16 protein-coding genes are annotated in these 19,045 nt (G+C 41.8%); 5 read left to right on the top strand and 11 right to left on the bottom strand.

The genetic code is table 11. The annotated features are described in order from the left end of the window. Positions 1 to 541 precede the first annotated feature (541 nt). The 6 genes from IEW82_RS09045 to fabL all read right to left on the bottom strand — a co-directional run bounded on the left by IEW82_RS09045 (position 542) and on the right by fabL (position 8,190). Positions 542 to 2,728 (bottom strand): anthranilate synthase component I, encoded by a 2,187-nt coding sequence (locus IEW82_RS09045; protein WP_188692620.1) that lies wholly within the window; start codon positions 2,726 to 2,728, stop codon positions 542 to 544. A 337-nt stretch (positions 2,729 to 3,065) separates the two neighbouring features. After that, entirely contained in the window at positions 3,066 to 4,112 is a 1,047-nt protein-coding gene (locus IEW82_RS09040; RefSeq protein ID WP_188692617.1) for an alcohol dehydrogenase catalytic domain-containing protein, read from the bottom strand. Between the two features lies 1 nt (position 4,113). After that, the gene (locus IEW82_RS09035; protein ID WP_188692613.1) at positions 4,114 to 5,349 is read right to left on the bottom strand and encodes an acyl-CoA dehydrogenase family protein; all 1,236 of its coding nucleotides are present in this window, start codon (positions 5,347 to 5,349) and stop codon (positions 4,114 to 4,116) included. A gap of 86 nt (positions 5,350 to 5,435) precedes the next feature. Next, a complete protein-coding gene (locus tag IEW82_RS09030) occupies positions 5,436 to 7,082 on the bottom strand; it encodes a class I adenylate-forming enzyme family protein (RefSeq protein WP_188692611.1) in 1,647 nt (548 codons plus the stop codon). Positions 7,083 to 7,102: 20 nt separating this feature from the next. Beyond that, positions 7,103 to 7,357, bottom strand: coding sequence for an acyl carrier protein (gene acpP / locus IEW82_RS09025; RefSeq protein ID WP_188692609.1), 255 nt, complete (start codon positions 7,355 to 7,357; stop codon positions 7,103 to 7,105). Between the two features lie 59 nt (positions 7,358 to 7,416). Further along, positions 7,417 to 8,190 (bottom strand): enoyl-[acyl-carrier-protein] reductase FabL, encoded by a 774-nt coding sequence (gene fabL, locus IEW82_RS09020; protein WP_188692607.1) that lies wholly within the window; start codon positions 8,188 to 8,190, stop codon positions 7,417 to 7,419. Between the two features lie 212 nt (positions 8,191 to 8,402). Between fabL and IEW82_RS09015 the strand changes: the two genes are divergently transcribed. Continuing rightward, positions 8,403 to 9,662: a beta-ketoacyl-[acyl-carrier-protein] synthase family protein gene (locus tag IEW82_RS09015; RefSeq protein ID WP_229672475.1), complete on the top strand. Its 1,260-nt coding sequence runs from the start codon at positions 8,403 to 8,405 to the stop codon at positions 9,660 to 9,662. Between the two features lie 538 nt (positions 9,663 to 10,200). On the opposite strand, the gene IEW82_RS20000 is transcribed toward IEW82_RS09015, so the two are convergent. Continuing rightward, positions 10,201 to 11,037, bottom strand: coding sequence for a lysozyme family protein (locus IEW82_RS20000; RefSeq protein ID WP_229672473.1), 837 nt, complete (start codon positions 11,035 to 11,037; stop codon positions 10,201 to 10,203). A gap of 141 nt (positions 11,038 to 11,178) precedes the next feature. Between IEW82_RS20000 and IEW82_RS09005 the strand changes: the two genes are divergently transcribed. After that, positions 11,179 to 11,820, top strand: a complete 642-nt coding sequence (locus IEW82_RS09005; protein ID WP_188692606.1) for a L,D-transpeptidase — start codon at positions 11,179 to 11,181, stop codon at positions 11,818 to 11,820. Between the two features lie 83 nt (positions 11,821 to 11,903). On the opposite strand, the gene IEW82_RS09000 is transcribed toward IEW82_RS09005, so the two are convergent. Continuing rightward, the gene (locus tag IEW82_RS09000; RefSeq protein WP_188692603.1) at positions 11,904 to 12,923 is read right to left on the bottom strand and encodes a permease; all 1,020 of its coding nucleotides are present in this window, start codon (positions 12,921 to 12,923) and stop codon (positions 11,904 to 11,906) included. A gap of 248 nt (positions 12,924 to 13,171) precedes the next feature. Here IEW82_RS09000 and lgt point away from each other — a divergent pair, with 248 nt between their 5' ends. Both lgt and IEW82_RS08990 read left to right on the top strand, forming a co-directional pair. Further along, positions 13,172 to 13,987 (top strand): prolipoprotein diacylglyceryl transferase, encoded by an 816-nt coding sequence (gene lgt / locus IEW82_RS08995; protein WP_188692600.1) that lies wholly within the window; start codon positions 13,172 to 13,174, stop codon positions 13,985 to 13,987. 142 nt (positions 13,988 to 14,129) lie between these two features. Continuing rightward, positions 14,130 to 14,537, top strand: coding sequence for a Fur family transcriptional regulator (locus IEW82_RS08990; RefSeq protein ID WP_188692597.1), 408 nt, complete (start codon positions 14,130 to 14,132; stop codon positions 14,535 to 14,537). A gap of 124 nt (positions 14,538 to 14,661) precedes the next feature. Here the strand turns inward: IEW82_RS08990 and rpsN are convergent, their stop codons facing one another. The 3 genes from rpsN to IEW82_RS08975 all read right to left on the bottom strand — a co-directional run bounded on the left by rpsN (position 14,662) and on the right by IEW82_RS08975 (position 17,795). After that, positions 14,662 to 14,931, bottom strand: a complete 270-nt coding sequence (gene rpsN, locus IEW82_RS08985; protein WP_188692594.1) for a 30S ribosomal protein S14 — start codon at positions 14,929 to 14,931, stop codon at positions 14,662 to 14,664. A gap of 75 nt (positions 14,932 to 15,006) precedes the next feature. Beyond that, positions 15,007 to 16,689 carry a GTPase gene (locus IEW82_RS08980; RefSeq protein ID WP_188692592.1) on the bottom strand — a complete coding sequence of 561 codons (1,683 nt, stop codon included), beginning with the start codon at positions 16,687 to 16,689 and terminating at the stop codon, positions 15,007 to 15,009. Further along, positions 16,683 to 17,795 (bottom strand): NAD(P)/FAD-dependent oxidoreductase, encoded by a 1,113-nt coding sequence (locus IEW82_RS08975; RefSeq protein WP_188692589.1) that lies wholly within the window; start codon positions 17,793 to 17,795, stop codon positions 16,683 to 16,685. The genes IEW82_RS08980 and IEW82_RS08975 overlap by 7 nt, the downstream gene beginning before the upstream one ends. Before the next feature lie 344 nt (positions 17,796 to 18,139). On the opposite strand from IEW82_RS08975, the gene IEW82_RS08970 reads away from it, so the two are divergent. Continuing rightward, the gene (locus tag IEW82_RS08970) at positions 18,140 to 18,868 is read left to right on the top strand and encodes a CPBP family intramembrane metalloprotease (protein ID WP_188692584.1); all 729 of its coding nucleotides are present in this window, start codon (positions 18,140 to 18,142) and stop codon (positions 18,866 to 18,868) included. The last annotated feature ends 177 nt before the right edge of the window (positions 18,869 to 19,045 follow it).

The raw sequence follows: 19,045 nt of genomic DNA, 5'->3' as shown, positions 1-19,045 counted from the left end.
TTGTCTAAAATGCAAAAGAATATGTGAAAAATGCGTTATCTTCTGTAAGAGCGGGCTTTTAATAACAAATGATTTCGCAATAAAAAAACAGAGGCTAGAATCATTGCGGCACCATTGGTTATTTGCTGTTACCGCAACGGCTCTCACCTTTCCTATTTTTTTGGCCTTATTCTTACGCAAATCTTTGGCCACTTTTATCAGCGTCACCCTTCTGCAACGTAAAACTATGATAAGCATCTGCGGAGTATCAATCAGCATTGACATTCACGACTTAAGGTATAAATTCTAAAGATATAAAGGCGCTGGGGCAGAAATATTTAGGACATAAAGAAGCCGAACGCATGCACATTTTTAAAGGCATGCGTTTGGCTTTTTGGTACATCATGAAGCGTTCCGCCAAACAACTTCTCTTCCCGCCGGAGTCACCGGATTTTGACTACGCTTCCGCTTTCCCTATCTCCTTTTAAAACCTTATCCTTCAGCTTGAAGGTGAGTCCTTTTAGTAGGTCTCAGTCTCCTTCAATAAGTAAGCTTCAGAGAATCATGAATAAATTGAGGTTCGGTCTGAAAGGATCTTCATAAGATTTTGGACAAGCAATATCCCTTTCTCCTCAAATGTACTTAAAATGGATTCCGGATGAAACTGAACGCCGTAAATAGGAAGTGTGCGGTGTTTTAAAGCCATTAAAACATTATCGTCGGTGACTGCTGTACCAATTAAAGGCTCTGGCAGCTCAGCCACAAATAAGGAGTGGTAACGGCCCACTTTCATCGTATCAATGCCTTTAAAAAGGCCATTTGGTTCTAAGATTGTAAGTGTTGATGGCGTGCCATGGCATGGCACTGATAACACATCAAGTCGCCCACCAAAATACTCAGCAATACCTTGCATCCCAAGACAGACTCCAAAGATTGGCATGGCTTTTTGCACAGCTAAATCAATCGTTTCCTCAAGCCGAAAGCGCTCAGGACGACCAGGACCTGGGGACAAGACCACGAGATCAAAATGCTTTTCCTGTAATTGATCACGTGCTACCTCTGAACGACACGTGATGACCTCAGCTCCTGTTTGTTTAAAATAGTTTGCTAACGTATGGACAAATGAATCTTCATGATCAACAAGCAATATGGTTTTACCCCGCCCTAAATGCTCCAGAGCTTCTGATATACCCGTTGGAGTAGCTTGCTTAGGAATAAGCGCTTTTTCAAGTGCTGCCACTTTGATTTCCGTCTCCTTTTCCTCTGCCAACGGATCAGACTCATGTAACAACGTTGCCCCTACACGAATTTCAGCTAAGCCATTGTTCAAGCGCGCCGTTCGCAAGGTTAATCCTGTATTTAATTGGCCATCAAAGGTATACCAGCCTACCGCTCCCCCGTACCATTTCCTTGGTGTTTCTTCATATTTCTCAATCCAGCGAAGGGCATCGAGCTTTGGGGCTCCCGTAACCGTCACAGCCCACATATGCGTCATGAATGCATCAAAGGCATCAAATTCTGGTCGTAATTCTCCTTCGATATGATCGACCGTGTGAAACAAATGCGAATAGGCCTCAATTTGTCTGCGCCCGATGACCTTAACAGATCCTGGAACACAAACACGTGATTTATCATTGCGGTCTACGTCTGTGCACATGGTAAGTTCGCTTTCTTCTTTGACTGAATTTAACAAAGATTTAATATTGTCTGCGTCCTCAATGGCGTTGTTTCCTCGCTGGATGGTTCCAGAAATTGGACAGGTTTCTACACGTTTTCCTTCTACTCTAACGTACATTTCTGGTGAAGACCCCACCAAAAAATCCTCTCCAAGATGAATGATAAACCCATAAGGACTTGGATTCATTTCTCGCAATTGTACAAAGACCTCGGAGGGCTTAAGGGGCGAGGCTTTATATAAGACACGTGTTGGAACAACCTCAAAAAGGTCTCCTCTATAAAAATAAGGTTTGGCCTTTTTCACCAAATCAGCATAATAGCCTTTATCCTTATTTGTGTTTAACAGTTCTTGATTAGGCTTAAAGGTGTAGTCGGTGTAGGCACCGTCTCTTTGGAGTCCTGTCGTCGATTGCCCTTGAACTTCAAAATCATAGCTAATTCTAAAGGCGATGTCCTTCTTACGGTCAACGACATAGAGCTCATCAGGTAAAAACAAATGGATATCATCCTGATGCAGGTCACGCATTTTTTCCTGCTGAATGTGCTCAAATTGAAAAATTAAATCGAAGCCAAAGGCGCCATAAAGTCCCAAAAAGGCATCATCTGAAGAACGAAACAGCTTTTGAAGATGGCGCAAAACATCAAAAATCGTTATCTGCTTTGTTCGTTCCTCTTCATTTTGGATGGCCTTTGAGGAATGGAGGTGACCACTCAAAGATTCACTGTTTAATTCTACTGTTTGTAAGAAAACAGCGTTCTCTAAATGAGAATAAATCAATGGGAGTAAAAGCTGCCCTCTAGCATTTAAAGCCTGAATGGTAAAAGCAGATCCTTGACTGCGAATTTCTAATGGAGGCTTAACAAAGCCGACATCCCATCGTGTATAGCGGCCTGTATATTCAAAATTACTAGAGAATAAAGCACCTTTATAGTGGTCTAAATCCATGAGAAGCTCTGTTGTAATCGCTTCGACATCCTCATTGATGGGCTGGGTCGTTCTGAAAATTTTCACATAGGGTGTAGAAAGGGTTAGGTGGGATTGCTCATTTTCAAGCTCAGTAAGACTGATCATGGTAGTCCTCCTTGTATACTAAAAGTATACAGAGAGAAGCGAATACTGGAAGGATATAAAGTAAATGTATTTATTTTTGAGGAAAAAACAATACGACTAACGTACGTTCACTCATCTCTGCTCCAGCTATCTCTGCTCCAACTCTGCTCTCAACTCAACTATGACTCCATTATATATGAAAGGACAAAAAGATTAAAGAAGTTTAATAAAATATTAGTAGCAGTCATTCTTAAAAGGAAACCGTCGACTATCTTTTTCTCTTGAAACCACGCATGGAAAACCCCCTTCTTTCTGATTTAATCCTGACAATGTCCTCATAAACAGTAAACAGCCCTCATTAAAAACGAGAGCCGTTTACCACAGGATTGGGTTGTATGACCCAGCGCCCCGAAGTCCGTATGCCAGAAAAAGCATGTTCAACCTCTTCTAAGGAAAGCATACCAGCTACGAGCATGGTCGGATCAAATTGCGCTTCATGGGCAGCCGCCATAAGCTGCTCTATGTCCTTCATCGTCGAACCATAGCTCATCTTTAGGGTTGCCCCTTTTCTCACACTTTTAGCAATAGAAAGTGTCATGGACTCAGAAGACATCCCCACAATCACCACAGTTCCACCTGGGCGGACGATTTCCATCGCTAATTCTGTACTTTGCGCATTGCCAATGGTATCTAGAATGACATCAATACCTACGGAGCCACCCCAGCGCCTTATGGCACGTGCTGTTTTACGTGTTTCACCTTGAGATTGAACAAATTGGTCAATCTCATTGAGACGCTCAGGTAACTGAGAAGCACGTTGGGTGACATTGGCGACACGCTGCAAGCGGAAAAGCTTTGAAAGCTGTAAAGCGGCTAAGCCAAGTCCACCTGTCCCGATGACCAATAACGTCTGACCTTCTTGCAAGCCAGCTTTTTTCATGGCGTGATAAGGCGTTGCATAGGCATCAACAAGCAAAGCAGCACCAGCAGCATCCAAATGTTTTGGCCGTTTAATAAGCTGCTCAGCGGGCACAATCACTTGTTCCGCAAATCCTCCGGATTGATGATATCCGATACACTTTTGTTGGGTACATAAATTGAACGCGCCATGCGTACAAGCTGCACACGTTCCACAATTAATAAAAGGATAGACAACGACAGGATCGCCAGTGTCAACATTGGTGACATGCTCTCCTATTTCGAGTACTGTTCCTGCTATTTCATGCCCCATAATCAGAGGAAAACGTGTGCCAAATGGAGCTGGCTCTCCTTTGACGATTTGCCGATCGCTCCCGCAAACACCACATGCGTTTACTAAGAGACGAACCTCCCCCGATTTAAGAGGGAGGTTCTGGACTTCTTCAATAGTAAAGCCAGCTTCATGACTAAACAAAGCAGCGCGCATATTAAACCTGCTGACTGGAACGGCGAGCTTCGCGTTCGCGTTGTCTTGCATTTTTTAACAAAGACTCTGCGATCGTCATTTTTTGCATTTCGGCAGTTCCCTCTTCAAACCAGAGAGAACGCGCATCACGGTAGAGCCGTTCAATCGGACTTTCAACGCTGTAGCCGATACCGCCGAACAAGGAAAGTGCCCCGTCTGTCACTTCACCAACCATACGAATGGCATTAGCCTTAGCGATAGAGGCTTCGAGAGAAATGTCTTCACCCTTATCATATTTTTTAGCAGCGTCTAAACATAATAAGCGCGCACCTTGGATAGCGATTTGCATTTCAGCAAGGCGCATTTGAATCGCTTGCCGACTGGCGATCGCTTTCCCAAATGTTTTCCGTTGTCGGACTTTGTCCAAAGTCACATCTAGAGCTTCCTGTGCTAATCCAACAGCACTTTGGGCGATGCAGACGCGGCTTTGATCAAGAAATCCTCTGACAGCAATACCAAAACCATCGCCAATTTCTCCTAAGATTTCGTCCTCGCTCACTTCGCAGTTTTCAAAGGTGATGACAGCATGAGAGCAGCCTTTATCCCCCATCATGTGGGCCATAGGCTCCAGCTTCATCCCTTTACGACCTTGTGGGACAAGGAATGCTGTTAAACCATCCCTTCCTGCCGCGCCGTCCATTTTCGCAATGACCGTGATTACCGCTGCTTCTTCTGCAAACGTGATCAAGTGTTTTTTCCCATTCAAAATATATTTCCCATTTTCATAGGTTGCCATCGTTCTTAGATCAATACCTGTTCCATTATCAGGCTCTGTAAGTGCAAATGCCACAAGATCGCCATTATCAACTAAGCGTTTTAACCAATAGTTTTGCTGTTCGTCAGACCCTTGGCCTACTGTTCGCCAAATGCTGTTATAGGCATGGAAAACCATGCGGATTGACCCATGACAATGCGCCATTTCTTCCAATATTGGAAAATACAATTCCAAAGGGAGCCCTTCACCACCCACAGATTGTGGAAGTGTCAGCTTGTGAAATCCAAGCTCTTTGACCCTATCCCAAAGGCTTTGAGGAATCTCTTGAGTGCGTTCAATTTGCTCGCCCCACTTTTGGGCCTCTTCCTTGCAAAATTGAATGACTCTGTTGCGAACTTCATTGGCTCTTTGGATAAGCTGCGGTGTACAAGCCGGAGAGTTTGACGTGATCGTATCATGTGCTGATGGATTTAAAATTGACATAGTGCGTTCCCCACCCTTATATTAACAGATTAAGTCCCAAATCCTAATAGGGATAAGGGACAATGTACCTATTGATTTCTTTCAACTTAATGCGCTTGTGCTTCAAGTAAAAAGCGTTCTCTTAAGTCAATCTTTTTAATTTTACCAGAAGGTGTCATTGGCAGTTCAGATAGAATTTCCATGCGGTCTGGGAGCTGGAACTTAGCTAATCCTTTATCTGCAAGGAAATCACGTAATTCTCTTAATGTGAAAGCCTCTGCACCTTCCTTAAGCACGATACAGGCAACCGTTTGTTGGCCCAATGTTTCATGAGGTGCACCGACCACCGCAACGGTCTCAACTGCATCATAAGCAGCAATGACATCTTCAACACTTTTTGGATCGATTTTGGTTCCGCCGCGGTTAATGATGTCATCCGCACGGGCAATAAACTTATAACGGCCATCAGGATTTCTGCGTAAAAGGTCACCGGAATGGAACCAACCGTCCTTATCCCATTGCTTCTTAGAAGCTTCTGGATTTTCGTAATAGCCTGGGCTGAAGTTAGGTCCGCGAGACCAAATCTCACCCGCTTCACCGTCTTTTACATCATTGCCCTCTTCGTCAACCAAGCGAATTTCAAGACCTGGAAGAGCGAACCCGATGGTACTGCTGACCGCCTCAATAGGGTCATCCGGGCGATTGGCTGTCGCCACGAAGCCTTCCGACCAACCAAACATAGCACCAACAGTGATGCCGCCATCTTCTTGTAAGCGTTGAAGCACAGCACTTGGCACTGGGGCACCTGCATAAATAAACACTTTAACACTTGACGTATTGGCTGATGCTAGTTTTGGTGAATTTGCCAAGTGAATGACATGAGGTGGAGCACCAATAATAAATGCAGGTTGCTCTTTTTCAATCCAGTTAAGAATGCGGTTGGCAGAGAAGCGGTCCACAAGAAGAATGCGGCCACAAGCTGCTACCGTCATCATAATCCCGGCAAGCATACCTGTTTGATGAAAAATAGGTGCGATATCTAAGACACCATCGCCTGCTTCATAACCAAAATTCTTTGCTAATACACGTGCAGACCACAAGTAATTGGCATGAAGATGAACAACGCCTTTAGGCGATCCAGTCGTTCCTGATGTAAAGACCATGAGATAGGCATCAAGAGGCCCTGGGCGATTGGCTTCTAATACGTCCTCTTCCAGCCTCTTCCCACTTTGCCTTATCGTTGTAAAATGCAGCGCATCTTCATAAACGGTCTCATTTTGTCCTTGAAGAATAAGATGCTTTAGTTCAGGCAGAGACGTTTTGACTTCTTGCGCAAAGTCATAAAGCGCTTGTCCACGGTAATTATCTGTGAGAATCCATACTTTAGCTTGTGATTGCTTCAAGCTCTTCACTAAGGCATCTCTGCCCAAATCGACCTGAAGACTAACCACTGCAGCACCAATGCGTGCGGAACCAAATAATGCTACAACATAATCAAGGGAATTGGTAAGCTGAATAGCAACTTTATCCCCTTTTTTAACGCCTAATCCGTAAAGGCCTTCAGCAACAGCTTCAACTTCATGCCACAATTCCTTATAGGTTAAGCTGCGATGTTCATCCTTATGAACGAGGTCAGGGTGATTTTGGACATTGCGCTCTAGGACATCAATGAAAGAATCCTGACTCCAAATCCCTTTTTCTAAATACGCGTTCGCGCGTTCTTCTGTCAGCACGCGGCCATTAAAATCAAACATTGAAAAGCCTCCTTTAAGAGTTATTGTAGGCGCTGGCTAATATATTGAACAACGCCATCTACAGTCGAAAGGTGACCGAAATCCGAATCGGGAATCTCAAGATCAAATGCGTCTTCAAAGCCGACGGCAAGCTCTGTTAAATCAAGGGAATCTGCGCCTAAATCATCCACGATAAGACTTTCTGGTTTGACGTCTGCCTCTTGAACATCCAATTGATTAACGATTACTTCACGAACCTTTTCTTCAATTTCTTGCTTTGATAATGTATTTGCCATATGTACCAATCTCCTTTTATATTTATTTAATTTATAACCACTAACGACATTTACTAGTCTTATGGAAGGACTAGTGAAATGCCACCATCTAATCGTACTGTCTGTCCGCGAACCATTTCTGCCTGATCGGAGCATAGAAATAAAGCTAGATTGGCGATATCTTGCCCTTCTACCATTCGATGGTAAGGCATCTTTTCTTCAAGCTTTTTGAGTGTCTCGTCCATTTCTGGAAAATGGTTCAACGCATCTGTTTTTACGGCTCCTGCAGAAATCGCATTGACATTAATTCGGCGCTCTGCTAACTCGATGGCAAAGTAGCGAACCAAGGCCTCAAGTGCTGCTTTACTTGCGCCCACCGTCGTATAATAAGGAAATACGTGATCAGAACCAAAAGAGGATAAGGCTAATATAGCACCCCCACTTTTAGGCATCAAGGTGGCAGCCTGCTGCGCACTGACTAGAAACGCTCGTGCGTTGACATTTAATGTCCAGTCCCAGCCTTTTACGTCCACTTCCATTGCCTTTCGATTGCGACCAGAAGCGGCATTATGTATAAATACATCAAGGCGACCAAAGGTTTCTCTTATTTTTTCAAACATTGACAGAATTTTTTCTTCCTGAGCAACATTGGCTCGAATCGTCAAAGCCTTTTGGCCAAGCGCCTCAATTTCAGCTGCCGTTTTTTTGGCTTCATCACCGTTACGAAAATAATTGATAACGACGTCAGCCCCTTCACGCGCGAATTCAATGGCAAGCTTGCGGCCAATACCTCTTGAACCACCGGTGATACAAACGACCTTCCCTGCATAGCGTCTTGTTTCAACAGCACTCAAATTTTCAATACCTTCTTTCTCTTCATTTTAACATTTACAAAACCAATTCGCACGGTCACGTGGACAAATATAGTGATTTCCATTCAACAATTTGTCTATAATTAGTTTTGAAAGATGAAAATCTATAGTTTTTATGATAAGCTCCTAATAGCTAATAATCAATCATTTTGACTCATTAATTTGTTAATGACGGTGTTGGAGAGGTGTAAATTTTGAATAAAGATCGTATTGTAGTAACTGGAATAGGAACGGTAACCCCCTTTGGAATCGGGGTTTCTTCCTTTTGGGACAAGATTATAGCTGGACAGTCAGCTGTGCACAAAACAGCAAACGAGGAGCTCGAACAATGGGCGCCAGTTATGGCAAGCTATGACGGCTTTGATCCAAGTGCTTATCTTCCAAAGAAACAAGCACGGGCGCTGGATCGCTTTGCGCAAATGGGTTTAATTGCAGCGATTGAGGCTCTTCAAGATGCTGGATTCTCAAATAGTGAAGCCTTACAACAGGTGTATGATAAAAATAACATCGGCATTTCCATCGGTTCAGCGTATGGCGGTGTACAAACTTTAGAGGAAGGCTCGGAACGCATCGCTAAAGGCATTTCCAAACGGGTGAGTGCAAGGCTTGTCCCTAAGTCGATTCCAAATGCCTGTGCCTCAGCCATTGCGATAAATTATGATATTCATGGACCGGCAATGACCTATTCTACGGCTTGTGCCTCTTCTTCAAATTCCATTGGTGAAGCAAGTTATTGGCTCCAGCTTGGCAAAGCCGATATGGTGATTGCCGGAGGTGCTGAGAGTCTTTTTAGCCCCGCCATTCTTTCAGGCCTGCGCGCTGCTACAGCCCTGGCTAGCACAGGCCCAGAAGATTTGGGAACCTGGTCTCGGCCTTTCGATAAACATCGTTCTGGTATGGTGATGGGCGAAGGCGCAGCCATTGTTATTTTAGAAAGATTGGAAAAAGCAAAGGAAAGAAACGCGCATATCTATGCTGAGCTTGTCGGATACGGCACTTCTAATGATGCCTTTCATGAAACAACCCCTAATCCAGCTGGAAGTAGCGCGAAGCTAGCAATGGAGCATGCCCTAAAAAGCGCTGCATTAAAACCAGAAGACATTGATTATGTCAACGCCCACGCAACAGCAACCCCAGTTGGTGATCAAGCTGAAGCTGTTGCCTTGCGGTCACTATTTGGCGACCATTTAGATCAGATCCCTGTCAGTTCTATAAAAGGTGCTGTCGGTCACATGCTAGGTACAGCTGGTGCTATCGAAAGTGTGGCTTGCATTAAAGCCATGGAAACAAGTCAATTGCCACCCACCATTAATTGTGATGACAAGGATGATAACATGCCTAAGGATATTGTACCAAACCATACTCGCACACATGATATGACCTATACCTTAAGTAATTCATTTGGCTTTGGTGGGCAAAATAGTGTGTTAGTCTGGAAAAAATACATGGACTAATCGCGTCTATTGTTTTCAGCCGTCCCGTAGGTCCACAGTTGGACATTGGGACGGCTTTTTGCACTATCAAAATTTATAATTTCGCTGTCGCTCTTGAAGGAAGATAGTATAAGTGTAACTTTGACTTTCGCCATCGACTTGGCGACAAGTCAAGTTTTCTAATACTATCAAAATTTATAATTTCGCTGTCGCTCTTGAAGGAAGATAGTATAAGTGTAACTTTGACTTTCGCCATCGACTTGGCGACAAGTCAAGTTTTCTAATGTTTTTTTTAATTAACTTACATGAATGCCTCACCTTTAGTGGCGTTCTATATAATAGTCTTCGGATTTAAGCTTCGCATTTTCTATTATGGAACGGATTCTAATAGGCATGCTTTTTATTAAGTAAATCAGCATATACAGGGATGGTGTCCATGATACCTAATAGATAATTGGTCACTTTTGTAGTGTAGGTAAAATCGCCATAACAATAAGGATATCGGAAATTCGATGTATCCCCTCCGCAATTATAAAGCTTCGGATTTTTATGCACCTGCTCAATTGAAAATTGCTTGGCGAGTGCTTTGATGTCCTCCATGTTTCGCTACATAGCTAATATAGCCGACGCCCATGTTATACGATTGTAAGATCGTTTTAAAATCGACCCCCTTCTCTTCTCCAAGCAGTAGGACGCGGTGGAAATATTTAACACCTTGTTCAATACTTTTATTAGGATCTTTAATGCTATTTGGCTTCAATCCGGCAGATTCTGAAGCTTGCATGGGGTCTCCTCCCTTCCCCTTACTCTCCTGCTCCATAAGGGCCATTAATATTGGCGTATACTCTTCAAGATCATATTTCCTTAAATCCTTCTCTAGCAATGACTGATAGGTTTCAACCCCTTTATATGAGATGGATGTCATGGCTGTTACACTTGGGGACTTTTCTGTAGAAAGCTGTTGGAAGAATTGCTCCAAGATAGAGTTTAAAGGGACAGGTGACTCATACTGAAGACGACCGTCATTTTCCTTTGCACTATTGATAAGCGCAAGTGCGGCAAATTGCGATTTTAGCAGAGATGTCAAGTCACCCAAATCTATAAGTGTAATAGTATGAAAAAGCGATGAGAAAATGGATGGTGGGCGTTCTGATTTAGCAACCTCATGTGCAAAATAAATATTTTCATTACCAAAGATTTCATACATTATCGTTGTCGGTTTCCAATGCATGGTTTCAAGATGCTTTTGCATAAAATCACTTCGGGTCCCCCAATAGATAAATAAGAGGACAAAACAATAACTCGCAATAATTGTAACGAAAAAAATTCTGGTCAATTGCCGTGTAAACAGGTGTGATTCTGATTGTTTCTGAGTCGCATGTGTTAGTGTGGTCATTGGCTTTTTCCTCCCTGTGAATCTTTACAAATGTCTAGGGGGTCTTTATAATAGTTTTATAAATAGGAACGATTACGATTTGTTTTTATGCTATGAAGAAAAACATAGCTTTAGACCATTAAATTGAAATGGAGATGTACAATGAAAAAGCTAGCAATGTTTCTACTTCTTTTAGTATTGTGTTTATCAATGATCGGCTGTTCTCATGAAGGAAACGCCTCAGATCAAAAAGCAAAATCAAAAACAGCAACACAAAACCAAAACACGAAGCAAAAGACAAGCGATCAACAGCAGCAACGAAAGGCAAAAGCAGAGGCGCCCCCGGCAAAGCCAAAAGTTGTCGATTGGACGAAGCCGACAGGCGGTTCTTATCCGACAAATCTAAGTGATGATAAGGACCTCTGGATCGATGTTTCAGTAGAAAAACAAAGAGCATACATCAAAAATGACGATCACACCTTATACACCATGATTGTCTCAACGGGTTTAGATACAAAGCCTGATGATTCGACACCTAAAGGCACCTATCATATTCAACCAGAAAAAGGCACTTGGTTTTATTCAAATGGTGAAAAAGAAGGAGCAGAATATTGGGTGTCATGGAAAAACCACGGTGAATTTCTCTTCCATACAGTTCCCATGGATGCCGACAAAAAAATCATAAAGAGCGAGGCTGAAAAGCTTGGCCATAAAGCTTCCCATGGCTGTGTGCGCTTAAGCATTCCAGATGCCAAATGGATCTACAATACGATCCCAACGAACACCAAAGTTGTAATAGAATAAAAGGAATGGGGACAGCTAGGTAAGTCCCCTCCCCTCTTTTTAACTGCCATTTACATACATTTACAGCCTTGCCTCATCCTCCTCTACATGTGCCCGCCAACAATGTCAACAAGACTGACAAGAATCAGGACATATATACTCACAATCATCATGAATACAAGTACAAAACGCCATTTAAAATATGAAAATAGCATTAACGTATTTTTAATATCTAAAATCGGACCGAGTAATAAAAAGGCTAAGACAGCACTCAATGGAATGTGCGGATAAAAAGAGGCCGCAACAAACGCATCGGCTTGGGAACATACGGATAGAATAAATGCCAAGCCCATCATAAATAAATTGGAAAATAAAGTATTTGATTGAAGGGTCATGATATGCTGCTGATCAATAAAGGTTTGAAATCCAGCTGCAATAAATGCACCAAACATTAAGAGTTTACTCGCTTGAACAAAATCCTCAATGGCATGCGATAATGTTGCTCTCCACCGATGATGCTCATGATGGTGGCTATGATCATGGTCATGATGATGCCCATGGCGTTCCTTTTGTACAGGACGCTGGTGCTGAAAGACATATAAAAGTGTCGCACTCACTAAAATTGTCAGAATTAGAGCTAAGCAAATGCGATAAACCAACACATCAATAGTTGTATTGAAGGCATAATAGGTAGATAGTGCGACAATGGGGTTAACAATCGGTGGTATGATTAAAAAGATAGCACCAATATGTGTGGGAACCCCTTTTTTTATCAGACGATAGGCAACCGGAATAATCGCGCAGTCACAAACTGGAAAGAGGACGGCAATGACTATCGCTGGAAAGATGGCGAGGAAGCCACTCTTAGGTAACCAACGCTTTAAGCGATCTTCGGTTAAATAAACTTGAATAATACCGGAAAATAATGTCCCAATTAAAATAAAGGGTAAGGCCTCAAGTAAAATACCTAAGTATGTCGTGATTGTTTCTTGAAGTGGATAAGGGAACTGGATATGAACGATCCCCTGTGCCCCTTTACTAAGTAAAAATCCCATTAAACAAAGAATAAGCAGAAGGACACCTAGCGACTCCATGCGGAAGATTTTTAAAATCAATTGAAACATGCCGTTCCCCCTTTTAACCAATCCAAAAATATTTAAACCATAATAATTACGATTTATGAAGTGTTGCTTGTAGTACTCTATGTCCCAAAAGGACAAGATATGCCTAATTCTTTAGTGAGTCGTATCCCCTCTCTTGATCTGTGGTTAAAAACTCATCCCTTCTCGAGTATTTGTTGCTTGACCACACTGTTACTTTATCTTATACTTTAAACCGTAATCTTTACTATTGTAATTTTGGAGGCGAGACATTGCACTATCCACTCAACCCCATTGCTCTGAAATTAGGAGCTTTAGAGATTCATTGGTATGGCATTATCATTGTAACTGGTTTACTTTTAGGCTTTTTTATTGCCCAAAATGAATTAAAAAGGCAACGTTTAGATCCTGATCTTTTGACGCAATTTATCTTCTATGCACTACCGGCTGCCATTATCGGCGCCCGGATTTACTATGTTGCTTTTGAATGGAATGACTATAAGGGGCAGCCATTAGAGATGATTGCAATTTGGCACGGTGGGATTGCGATTCATGGAGCAATTTTGGGTGCTTTGCTCATTACATTACTTTTTGTGAAAAGAAAAAACTTATCCTTTTGGCGTTGGACAGATATTGTTGCTCCAAGTTTAATTCTTGGTCAAGGTATCGGCCGCTGGGGCAATTTTATGAACCAAGAAGCACATGGTGGTCCCACTACACGCCTGTTTTTAGAGCATTTACATTTGCCCTCATTCATTATTAACCAGATGTATATCGATGGTACATACTATATCCCGACATTTTTATATGAATCTGTTTGGGATATCGCAGGGTTTGTTCTATTGTTTATCTTAAGAAGAACCTCCCTTCCCTTTAAAATGGGTGACATTTTTTTGATGTACCTCGTCTGGTATTCAATAGGGCGTTACTACGTTGAAGGCTTACGAACCGACAGCTTAATGCTGACATCAACACTGAGAATTGCTCAAGTGATTTCCATTGTACTCATTATCATTGCTGTGTGTATCTTTATTTATCATCATTTTGTTTCTGCAAAGTGGCGGGAAAAAGATCGAAAGGTAGTCTAAGGCGAGCTATAAGACAACACGCTTCTTACGGTATGGTTTACTTTTTCCCTCTGACTTATAAAGCTGGATCTATTTATTTTGTCACCTATTTTCTGTTACAATAGGAATAGAAGGAGTCCTTTTAAAAAGCGGGGGATTGTAAATGAATATCGGAGAAGCGTTGCACCTCTTAAAAGAAAAAGGCTATAAGACAACGCATAAAAGAGAAGAAATATTACAATTTTTGAAACAACAAAATAAATATACGTCTGTCAGAGAAGTAATTGATCATCTAAAAAAGGATTATCCTGGACTCAGCTATGAGACTATCTATAGAAATTTAGCGCTTTTTACTGAGCTAGGCATCCTTGAAGAGACGGAATTAGATGGCGAAAAAAGATTTCAATTAAGCTGCGGAGCGGATCATCATCACCACCACCTCATTTGCTTGGAATGCGGTAAAACACAAACCATTGAAGATTGTCCAATGATCGTCATGCCTGAGGTTGATGGATTTAACATTACTGGACATAAGTTTGAGATCTATGGAGTATGTGATGCCTGTCGCTGACAGCCACCAATTATATATAATAACAATAAAAGCCCGAATGAAGGTCTGGTAAATGCCAAACAACTCCATTCGGGCTTTGTGATGCGTGTCATTATCACGAAGTCTAACACTGCAAAGGCTTAACTCACCAGCTCGCCTTCTTGACTCCCGGAATCTGTCCTTTGTGTGCGTACTCTCTAAAAGCAATTCTTGACATGTTGAACTTTCGCATATATCCTCTAGGCCTTCCGGTAATTTTGCAACGGTGATGCAACCGCGTTGGAGAAGAGTCTCTCGGCAGTTTTCTTAAAGCTTCATAATCTCCTTTTGCTTTTAATTCTCTTCTTAAATCTGCATATTTCTCTACAATCGCTTGCCGTTTTTGTTCTTTTACCACTTTTGACTTTTTAGCCATTGATAAATCCCTCCATAGTAATGATTACGATTTGTAAATTATATTTAATGCCTTAATACATCCTAAAGACCCAGCTCATTTAAAAAAATAAATGAGGGCTGAGATCAAATAGGCACTGATAACTGAAGTGAAGAACTGCTTTGCAAATAATCTTCCAGCTGCAACCCACCCCCACTCTTTTTTTAACGTATATAAAGTGACCAAGCATGAAGACAACGTGGAAGCTAAGTAAACCAATATAAAAATTTGCATGACGGTTAATGTACTGAGTACCTCACCATGACCTTGATTAAGGACGAGAAGCCCGTCCTTTCGAATAAACGAAAAGACAATTCCTGGGGCTACAGTAGGTGGAAGATTAAAAAAGTGCAATACGGGTGAAATCAAGACAGCGATAGCGCCCAACACATGTGTATATTCCAAAGCCGTTGCCACACCACAAATGATGAAAAAAATCGGCATGGCTTGTAAAAGAAATTGTTTGAGAATATTTTTCACCCGCCAAATGAGCCCATACCACGTTAAGCTTTGCAAATATGGTAAAGAGGTGATGCGATTCAAACTGATAGTAGTATCATTTTTATTCCATAATCTTGTATGGATAGCTCCTACTATAAAGAGTACAAAGATGTATGGGATAAACAGCCAAGGCTTATGAGCAGAACCAAATAACGACAAAGTCGCCCCAATCTGATAACTACAAGCTGAGCCAAAGGAAATCAGTGAAACACAGGATTGTCGTGTACAGCTGCTGCAACTTCTACTTTGAAGAACCGCCACTACATTACAGCCAAATCCCGTTAATACGGGAATCAAGTCTCGTCCTGTTAAGCCGATACGTCTTAACCATGGATCTAAGCTTATCGTAATGTGCTCTTGAATTCCGGTTTCTTCTGATATTGCCGTTGTCACCCCAATTAAAAAGACGACTGGAAACGCCCAAAGGAAGGAATACCACCCGAGTGTAATCAAACCATAATCCCCCACCAAAAACTGCTGGATGATCGTCGGAAAGGGATGAAAAAAAGTCTCAATCCCTTGTATCCCATATTTTTCTGAAAGAGGCTCCATCCACTGAGCAAATTGGTAAGCTATATAAACCGGCACAGCAAACATGGCTAAAATAGTTCCTAAAGATAGCCATGGCCCAATAAGGGGCAGCGTGTACCAGGACTGCTTGAAACGGGATGTGGTCTTAACTGGAAGTATAGGTAAAAACGTTAGTAAATGATTATTAAGCTTCCATGGCTTTGCATGTTGAATGCCCTCAATAAGCTGTTGTTGATGAGTTGCCTCAACCTCCCGAGCATTAAGCCACATTACAGGAACATCAAGAAGTTCGCTGATTTGTTGTCGCTCTTGGTGAGAGTGAAGACATTTATCACAATACGTGATAGCAATGGCAACATGGCGATTGCGCAAATGGAGCATAGTGTTCAAAGTCATTAACTCTTCCTTATAATCCGTCGCCTTAATAACGAGCAACAAAGTGTCTGCTTTGTTCGCCTGTTCAAGGGCTAATTTTGTTGTCAGGCTATCTCCTTCAAACTGAATGCCTGGCGTATCAATGATCATTGTACTCTCGTCATTCATAAGTGGACCTGTTAAACAGCTCACCGTTGATCCCCTAATGTTGGTGACAATCCCTGACCGATTCCCAGTGAGATGCCTAAATAGCGTTGATTTTCCCACAGATTCTAAGCCTATCATCACAACGGTTCCTGATTGATTTTGTTTGAATGCCAGTTCTTCTAACATTGGCAGCGTTCACCACACGATGATAAATCATCCAGATAAAAATTCTGTTTTCTATATTCTTCAATAATGCTCATATCTAAGTTGAGCGCTTCTCCAATTGCTTCAGCAATGATGGGATATCTTTGCCTAAATTTATAAATGAAGCAAAAAATATGATCGTCATGACGAAGCTCAGGGCCTGCCAGAAATAACCCAGGTGTTTTGATAGATTCATCATAAGCATCAACTAACGGCTCACCGTGCTCACCATAGGAAAAGAGATGCTGAATTAATTGCGTGCTCCCTGTAAAGCCTGTTGCGATAATTGGTCGATAACGGGTTGAGAAGTGTGCTCCACCCTCCGTCATAATTTGATATTTTTCGGAAGACCATTTAATACCAGTGACCTGTGCATGCCCGACAAGATGCAGCAATTCTGGTTCTGGTAAATTTTCAATTAACGAAAAAGTATAGGGGGATAATGAGCGACTTGGGTCGCTCTCTTCCATTTCCCACGTACTCGTTTTAGCAATAACAGTGACCTGCTTTCCCCGTTTACATAATTGATAGGCGGCGTTCATTCCACTTTCAAAACCGCCAATAATCATTAGGTCGTCTCCTTGAATTGCATCCCATGAATCCACTAAACTGCTATGTATGCCGAGCTCAGCACCTGGAAAAGGCTGAAGGTTAGGATAATGAAATTGACCAGCAGCCCAAATGACAAAGGAACTCTGTAAAGTCCCTGAGGATGTTTCAATAGTAAAACCTCCATTTTCCAATTTATTCACCGTCTTTACCTCAATACCCGTCATCACAGGTAAATTAAAATGACGATGAAGCAGCTCGAGATATTCGGCATAATCCACTCCACTAGGATGCTCGACATTTAAAGTATAGGCAGGAGAGGTTTTCGGAGCTACAGCATTTAAATCGGTTTGCCCAAAGCCTTGACATGGAAATGATGGAGTGATAAAACGCATGTCATCAGGCCAATTGAAGAAACTCGCACCGATGCGCTCCTTTTCTAAAATACAAAACTCACAATGCATGGCCTTTAACAGAATGCCTAACCCAATTCCAGATGCACCTGCACCAACGATGATGACATCATATTGTTTTTTCATGGTAGTCCGCCCTTTCTTCTAACATCTAAAGCTTCCTTATGAAACAACAGGAAGCGAATAATCAAACGTTCTGTCCCCGACACTATCAACGATTGCCTAGCTTTAAATCGTAATAATTACGATTTGATAACCACAGTATAGTATAGATCTTTTAAAATGTAAACTTTTTTCTCTTTGTTCATGTGCTATCATCTAAGCATTTTTCCTGTTATTCTTTCCATTCATTATTAAATCTGTTTCCATGCCTTTTTCTCAGGTTTAGTCCAAGTATCCCTTCCCTTTTCGTCCAATTTCCGATATGCTTTTAAATGGTGACATAGGATGTCATAGATTGAGGTGTTACAATGAAGTATAAGATTCGCGCTTTTTTTGGTGTTCGCTTTACACCAACGTTTGATTTGATGATGGCCATCACTACTGAGTTGGTTATGATTGTATTTGGACTTATCAGCAGTAAGACACAACAGTTGATCCCAGGATTGGTCATTAATGGAGTGCTTATTCCTCTCCTTCTTTCCGTTCTCGTTCCATTGTTATTTATATTAGCTTATAAAAAACAACCATTGGCTAGCTTGGGCATCAAAAAACATTTTCTCTTCTCTTCATTGCTCATCTCTTTTGCGTTATCCATTGTTTTATTCCAATCCTTTATCCCTATCACACGGGATTCTAATCATATTTTACCGTTATTATTGCACAATGGTTTAATGCTATGGCAACCCTTTTTTATATATGGCTGGTTACAGCTTCGCTTTGAAAATGCGTTTGGCCCCATTCCAAGTATTATTTTATCCGGGCTCTGCTATGGTTTAAATCATTTAGGGACTTTACCAGCAAGTATCTTATTGCCTTATATCGGACTAGGACTATTTTTTGGACTAGTCTTTAAGCTTGCAGAATCGAACCTCTTTGTTCTATTTCCAATGACATGGATGGTAGGCACTACAGCCGTACAAGCAAACCATTCTATAGCCTTGCAATGGCATGGGTACGGTCTTGTTACCATTCTCTTTCTATGCGTGCTATTTATCCTCATCGGTCACGTCGCCCGTCGTCGCCGTTTAAATCAGTGACAATGAGAACGCATGGATTCGTAAATAATCAAAGGGATGAGACAATAAGAATTTTAAGAGTGAACCAGAAGATCAGGAAATGCAGCCCAAATACGGAAACTCAAAAAATTATAAAACGTATGATTTTGTCTATGAGGCTTATTCTCCTGAGCACTCTTCTTAAATCTTCGAGAAATC

The organism is Pullulanibacillus camelliae, from assembly GCF_014642655.1.
Lineage (GTDB): Bacteria > Bacillota > Bacilli > Bacillales > Sporolactobacillaceae > Pullulanibacillus > Pullulanibacillus camelliae.
This window is presented reverse-complemented; position numbering and strand designations above follow the sequence as displayed.